The sequence below is a fragment of the Microcoleus sp. OTE_8_concoct_300 genome (assembly GCF_031383065.1).
Taxonomy (GTDB): Bacteria; Cyanobacteriota; Cyanobacteriia; order Cyanobacteriales; family Microcoleaceae; genus Microcoleus.
Window position 1 is genome coordinate 1 of sequence record NZ_JANMZH010000924.1, and the last position, 6,343, is coordinate 6,343.

A 6,343-nucleotide genomic window follows, 5' to 3' on the forward strand; every position below is an offset into this window, starting at 1 on the left:
CCACAAGAAAATGGAGTTTTCAAGAACGGGCAAGATGCCCGTTCCACAAGAAAATGGAGTTTTTGTGGAACGGGCATCTTGCCCGTTTCTAAACAGGTGATTGAGAACGAAGCCTGATATAAGTTAATACCCACTTTCCATAAAGGTTGTTACGTTTACTCACAAGTTGAAAAGGGTATGAGACGGTAGCGATCAAATCTCTATCAATGGAAAGGTGTATGCGGCTGACTGATTCGGTATCGTGAAATTAAGTAGCCATCATCCTCAGCAATCTGCAACGGTTGGCTGTGTGGGTAGGCAGCACAATAATTAGAGTTAGCATAAGTAGATTCCATGCAAAACACGATAGAGATACTTCCTTCTTCAGACTCGCGGAGTGTTTCCAAAAAGCAACCCGTACTCCCAAATTATGAAGCAGCCGAGTGGCAATTTGTCGATTTGCTAGAACTCGAGGATTTAGACAAGACGGTGGCGACAAAACCGTTACTTGTCAGCGATTTTGAAAGCGCGATCGCAGTGGCTGTTCGATCGGCTTATCAGGAACCGAACGGCTCGGAGGCCGCTCACCGCTTCTTGCAGCGCGTGCTTTACCGTATCAACCGCCTCAACTTGTTTTGGTACGACGATTTACGCCGCTACAATAACGAACGATCGCACTATTTGCGTTCTGTGCGCGATCGCATTGAGGAACCTTGGCAGCAGTGGGAAATCGCCCAAATCGACGTTGCAGCCCTGCAAAAATTGCCGGATGTCAAGCAAGCGCTGCGCTCACGCGCGGCCGCCGATGTCGATCCTCCTTTGAACGAGACCGATCGCTATTTGCGGGAACAGATGACAGCAGCCGGATACAGACACCTGCTGGCGATCGGTGCTATCGACGGTTTAGTTGAAGCCAGCCACCTTTCTCGCATCCTCGGCGGTGTCGGCAACGAAATTCAGTCAACGCTGACGCGGGTGCTGATCGAAGAATACGGCGGCGGTCGCCTCCCCCGCAAGCACTCGACCTTTTTTGCTCAAATGCTGGCCGAATTCGATATGAGTACAGAACCAGAAGCGTACTTCGATTTAGTGCCTTGGCAAGTGCTCGCAAGCATCAATCACAACTTTCTGCTGACCGAACGCAAGCGCTATTTTCTGCGCTACAACGGCGGACTCACTTATTTTGAGGTGGCCGGACCCGTCACTTACCGCAATTATGTAGCCGGGGTCGAGCGTCTAGGCCTCTCGCAGGCTGCGATGAGTTATTGGGAACTGCACATCCGAGAAGACGAGCGTCACGGCCGCTGGATGTTGGATGAAGTGGCGATCCCCCTGGTTGATAGATACCCGCAGGATGCGTGGGAGCTGGTGTTGGGGTACGATCAGCAGAAGTCGATGGGCGCTCGGGCTGCTGCTGCTGTAGTGCGATCGATCCAAACCGCAGAACCCAATTAACGGCTATATAGTAGGGTACGTCAGAGACTGATGCACCCTCGATCTTGCACCGTTTTCAATAAGCCTTTTAGGAACAGGCAAGATGCCTGTTCCACAAGAAATACACTCTTTGTGGAACAGGCATCTTGCCTGTTGCTGAAAATGGTGCAACATCTCAGAGGCACCCTACCACGGCTGTATTTTAAAATGCTGTCATTAACTGAATTAGCTCGATCGACAAATCTCTTTGCGACTTTTGCTGCTTCTTAAACACAACTCCAGCCAGCAGATAGATATTTTCCGAATAAAAAGCCATTCCCTGTTCTCGCAGAGTGGCGATCGCGCTTTTCACCTTGGGTTCCGAACTATAATAGCCAAAATTTAAAGGTGCAATTTCAAAATTCGCAACCGAGTAGCCTCGATCCAAGGCATAATCGATCAAACCCACAGGATTAGAATAGCTAGAAACCATCAACAAAACTTCATCGCAGTCCAAAGATAAAAGTTTCTTAGCAATTGTACAACCATCAGTCCCGCCGTGCAACAACGGCTGGTAAATCTTATCATCCACCGCCGGCAAGTAAGGCGGATTTGAAATTATACAATCGGCCGACTGGTATAAAGGCGAATCAAAAAAAGAGCAATTGTTGACGGTGTATTTTTCGCTCAGTTCATATTCCTTAATTTGAGACTCAGCAATTTTACAAGCTACTTTATTTAGCTCAAATCCCTGTATTTTCCCGTCAAAATCCGTTCTCAGCAAAGACTTAATAACTGGACTTCCCTCTCCTGAACCAAACTCTACGATAAGTCGATAATTGTTCTTGCCATTTAACACTAAACTTTCCAAGCAGTGCGCGTAAAAATCCGATTCTTCCGGGCAGTGGAATACCTGTTTCAGAGGATGGGATGAAGTGAGCATAAATTCTGTAACAAAGTTGACTATAATAAAATTATCCAATAAGTAATATTGCAGCCATCTGTCGCAAGAGCTATTTTATCAACTTGTGAAATCTATCTCTTTAACGTGCTGCGATCGAATAACTATTACTGCCGACAGATTATCAAATTAACTACATTAATCCGATTGACAGATTGCAATTATAGCGATTGCTGGTGAGATAGTACCTAAGCAAATAATTGTAAATTTTAATAGTGTCAGATATGACTTTTTTAATTATTCTGTTCCGCTTCTGCGCCGCAAACAGCTTAAGATGGACGTTCAGGAGTTAGAAGGGCTTTGGCAGGTGCAGTTTCCCCTTGGCAAAGATCGATTTTATTCACAATTTTATACTTGTCTCGATCGAGCTTCCCTGCTGTGGAGCTTGCTGTTAATACCCATGTTCGGCACAGCACAATTTTTTCCTGTGAGTTGGATGTTGCAAGCAGGTTTGTGGTCAGTGCTGGGCATCGGAGGTACAGCAGCAAGGGTAAGCATGACATACTCTTGGGTGAAAATAGCACGCCTGACTTGGGTGCTTTATGGTTCAATACGCTTGGGTTAAAAATATTTATTCCGGGCGAGATCCCTTGCAGCATCCCCCTTAATACGGGGGACGCAAGAGTAAGTTCTTGTCCCCCCCTTTTTAAGGGGGGCTAGGGGGGATCGAGCTTAACTGAACCGTATTGCTTTATGGTTGGGTAATACTAATGTTTTTAGGATTGGTGCTGACCGATTTGGGCATTTTTTTAGGTTGGGAAAAAGTGTTGGCGAATCTCTGTCCCCTGTGGTTGGGAATCAGCGGAATTGGGTATTTTGGGACTGGATTCGCAGTGCGATCGCGTGCGCTTTTAGCAGCAAGTTTGTTTCACCTGTCGGGGATTTTAATTTTGCCTTACACCGACGGCTGGTCTTTCCTATTTACGGGAGCCGTAATGGTATTTAGCTTACTCGTTTTAGCCGAATTGCAATGGGATATGCGACACCCGATTAACTACGCTCCATTAACTCCTGAATAGCAGCATTTAAATCAGTAACCGCACCGAACCCGACACCTATCAACCTAAATTATTATCCATCAGTCAATCGATTTTAGATTTTAGATTTTAGATTTTAGACTACAGCAGCATTTAAATCATGAACAGCACCGAATCCGACCTTTACTAACCTAAATCATTACCGATCAGCCGAGTCGATTTTAGATTTTAGATTTTAGATTTTAGATTTCGGCGTGAGCGCGAGCGTCGAAGGATTTTAGATGGACTTCACAGATAAATCTCGAACCTAGAACAAGAGTCGAAAATTTTGGGCTGCTGACGACTCCTGTCGTTCGCAAGTATCCGTTTTTGTGCTGGGTCATCAGTACATGGCGAATGACTGATGATATTATGTCCGCTCCAACATCTATCAAATTGGTTATTAGTGAGGACTTTAGTCCTTACTAATAACCTGAACACCGTTATTTTAGCTGGATATGACTGATGACTGATGACTAAATAGGTAAGCGCCAAAAAAACAGAGTATTTTGTAGGAGCGGGTTTAGCTAAACATCACTTTTATTGAAGCCAGTATATGACTGCTCTCACCCGCCCTTTCCATGTACTGTTTATTTGTAACCACCTACTTAATTGCCACCAGACTGTACAGATTTGTTGGTTTGGTTAGTATCGTCGCCCTTGTGATGCCACGTGCCACCTTCGCCTTGAACATATTCAGATTTTACGCTGTTCCAAGCAACCCTAGTAGCAGCATCTTCGCTCATTCCATCTTCGCTAGCGCTTTTAAAAGCAGCTTGAAAAATTTGCTGCGCTCCTTGGGGCAGTTCTTGTGCTTCTGAAGGTAAGGTGTCAAATTGTTGTTCCGGCATAATAGTTTCCAATTGTTAAAGATAAGTTCTATCTTATATACTTCAAGCAACTACCTTCCTCTCTCTAAAAGCAAGTTTGAGATTGCATTCTTATCAGTCTGAAGACAGATGTAATATTAAATTTATTGTGAAGAAATAAGCCAATTTGATTGCCGTTGCTGATTCAGCCGGATTTTGCTAATTTCCCTGGTTAAACAGCCATTACTCTGACTTCGGCTTTTTCACCTGCGAACTTAGGAAATACGTCAGCGCAGCGATTACTAAAGCGATACCCGCTCCCAAGGGAAGGATGTTCGTCCCGCCGTTCCACCGAACTACCTCAGAGAGAAACAATACACTCAACACTACTACAATGACGCTGGTGAGTTTGGTTTTCAGGTCGTCGATGCTGTGAATTTCCAGCCAGTAGGGTACTTTGATGCGCTCGTCAATAAACAGCTCGTACAGTCCGAGTGCAGTAATGTAAAATACTGTGGCGAGGAGAAACAGATCTACAACTTCGATGCAAGACAGAATCAGTTTTTTCGAGTTTTCGCTGGAAATCGGTACTGTAGCTGTGTGGCCGATGGTAATGACGGTTTCCAGGGCACCGTAGATCAAAAGCGTCACAGACGCTGCAAAAGAACCTAATACAGCGATTAACATTAGATAGCGACTTCTGGCAAGAATTCGATGCAGCATAGTTGATGTCCCCTTGGGAAATGTGTTAGATAATAAGCGCTCTGTGGCATACCTTTGGCTTTACTATAGCAGGGTTTGCCCGATCGCACTCACAAACTATTCTGACGAGTGCGCCGCCGCTGGTTAATTTAATGTCGCGCGGGTTCGCGTCGGATAGCCCTCAGTTCGCCTTCCTGTTTAACGCTCGTCAAACCCCAGTCAAAAGCCTTGCTGTTGCGGGGTTGCAGGCGCTGTGGGACTATGAGGGTCGATCGTGCGTTTTGAGATAATTTATTTTCCTGGAAAAGTTTGAGCCGTATTCTGCGAGTGCCCAAATTGCCAGCAACAAGTTAAGGAAAAATAGCGCTCAAAAAAATATTAAACTAACTCATCTGGCGGAACCCTAAGCCCAAATTGACGGTGATAAAATCAAGAATTTCTGCCTCAAAGCCCCAGCAGCCAGGGAAAATTTAGAGGAATATCCGCGCGCTTGTCTCAGAAACCCAGGTGATTCGTATATGTCTCGTTACTCAACCCAAAATTTTTCTGATCAACCCGGTTTCTATCTCCCGCGCGCAAGTTTTGATCTAGCTAGTCGGCCGCCCAATTAAATATCATCCACCACCTGAAATAAAACGCTATTTTACCAAATATTCCTAAAGATGAATGGCGAACTTGAACGATACGTAATAGCTTATAAGCTGTTAAGGCTGCGGTGTAATTGATCGGGGAAAAATAATCAAGGGAACGGAACTAAATTTGCTTCCTTACCTTCATTATCCCGCAGCAAAGGTTAAAAAAGTCGCACGTTACCCTGTCAATTTGACCCTGCGGTTTTGGCATCACAAGCGATCGCAGCACTCTACGTAAAAGCAAAAATTACCATGAAATCTTCTAAATTGTTGAAAGTTGTTTTAGCAAGCGCTTGTTCTTTAGGTTTAGCAACGGTTTCCTTAGCAGTGCCTGCTTCAGCCCAGTCGGGAGCCGGCGGTGCAGGCGGGGGTGCAGGTGGCGGTGCAGGCGGCGGTGTTGGCGGCGCTGCTGGCACAAGCGGTACGGGTACAAGCGGTACAGGCACAAGCGGTACGGGTACAACTGGTACGGGTACAACCGGTACGACAGGCACCGGCACGGGTACAAGCGGTACAACTGGTACGACTGGCACGGGCACAACGGGTACAACCGGTACGACAGGTACGGGCACGGGTACAAGCGGTACGACTGGCACCGGCACGGGCACAACGGGTACAAGCGGTACGACTGGCACCGGCACGGGCACAACGGGTACAAGCGGTACGACTGGCACGGGTACAAGCGGTACAACGGGTACGACTGGCACCGGCACAAGCGGTACAAGCGGTACGACTGGCACGGGTACAAGCGGTACAACGGGTACGACTGGCACCGGCACAAGCGGTACAAGCGGTACGACTGGCACGGGTACAAGCGGTACAAGCGGTACG

General features: G+C 46.6%; 6 protein-coding genes and 1 pseudogene. 4 read left to right on the forward strand and 3 right to left on the reverse strand.

Annotated features, from left to right (window positions below):
- The first annotated feature begins 333 nt into the window (after positions 1-333).
- Positions 334-1,434: an iron-containing redox enzyme family protein gene (locus ACUVJL_RS39400; protein WP_445250788.1), complete on the forward strand. Its 1,101-nt coding sequence runs from the start codon at positions 334-336 to the stop codon at positions 1,432-1,434.
- 181 nt (positions 1,435-1,615) lie between these two features.
- On the opposite strand, the gene ACUVJL_RS39405 is transcribed toward ACUVJL_RS39400, so the two are convergent.
- Positions 1,616-2,335: an SAM-dependent methyltransferase gene (locus ACUVJL_RS39405; RefSeq protein ID WP_445250789.1), complete on the reverse strand. Its 720-nt coding sequence runs from the start codon at positions 2,333-2,335 to the stop codon at positions 1,616-1,618.
- A 292-nt stretch (positions 2,336-2,627) separates the two neighbouring features.
- Between ACUVJL_RS39405 and ACUVJL_RS39410 the strand changes: the two genes are divergently transcribed.
- Positions 2,628-2,918: a hypothetical protein gene (locus tag ACUVJL_RS39410; protein ID WP_445250790.1), complete on the forward strand. Its 291-nt coding sequence runs from the start codon at positions 2,628-2,630 to the stop codon at positions 2,916-2,918.
- 145 nt (positions 2,919-3,063) lie between these two features.
- The gene (locus tag ACUVJL_RS39415; protein ID WP_445250791.1) at positions 3,064-3,372 is read left to right on the forward strand and encodes a hypothetical protein; all 309 of its coding nucleotides are present in this window, start codon (positions 3,064-3,066) and stop codon (positions 3,370-3,372) included.
- A 605-nt stretch (positions 3,373-3,977) separates the two neighbouring features.
- Here ACUVJL_RS39415 and ACUVJL_RS39420 read toward each other — a convergent pair.
- Both ACUVJL_RS39420 and ACUVJL_RS39425 read right to left on the reverse strand, forming a co-directional pair.
- Positions 3,978-4,220 (reverse strand): ChaB family protein, encoded by a 243-nt coding sequence (locus ACUVJL_RS39420; RefSeq protein WP_333124236.1) that lies wholly within the window; start codon positions 4,218-4,220, stop codon positions 3,978-3,980.
- Between the two features lie 201 nt (positions 4,221-4,421).
- Entirely contained in the window at positions 4,422-4,901 is a 480-nt protein-coding gene (locus ACUVJL_RS39425; RefSeq protein ID WP_445250792.1) for a YqhA family protein, read from the reverse strand.
- A gap of 863 nt (positions 4,902-5,764) precedes the next feature.
- Here ACUVJL_RS39425 and ACUVJL_RS39430 point away from each other — a divergent pair.
- Positions 5,765-6,343, forward strand: a pseudogene (locus ACUVJL_RS39430) (hypothetical protein); the annotation flags it as partial.

Coding starts and splice junctions, on each gene's coding strand:
- ACUVJL_RS39400 (WP_445250788.1), top strand. CDS start 334: ATGCAAAACACGATAGAGATACTTCCTTCTTCAGACTCGCGGAGTGTT.
- ACUVJL_RS39415 (WP_445250791.1), top strand. CDS start 3,064: ATGTTTTTAGGATTGGTGCTGACCGATTTGGGCATTTTTTTAGGTTGG.
- ACUVJL_RS39425 (WP_445250792.1), bottom strand. CDS start 4,901: ATGCTGCATCGAATTCTTGCCAGAAGTCGCTATCTAATGTTAATCGCT.
- ACUVJL_RS39405 (WP_445250789.1), bottom strand. CDS start 2,335: ATGCTCACTTCATCCCATCCTCTGAAACAGGTATTCCACTGCCCGGAA.
- ACUVJL_RS39420 (WP_333124236.1), bottom strand. CDS start 4,220: ATGCCGGAACAACAATTTGACACCTTACCTTCAGAAGCACAAGAACTG.
- ACUVJL_RS39410 (WP_445250790.1), top strand. CDS start 2,628: ATGGACGTTCAGGAGTTAGAAGGGCTTTGGCAGGTGCAGTTTCCCCTT.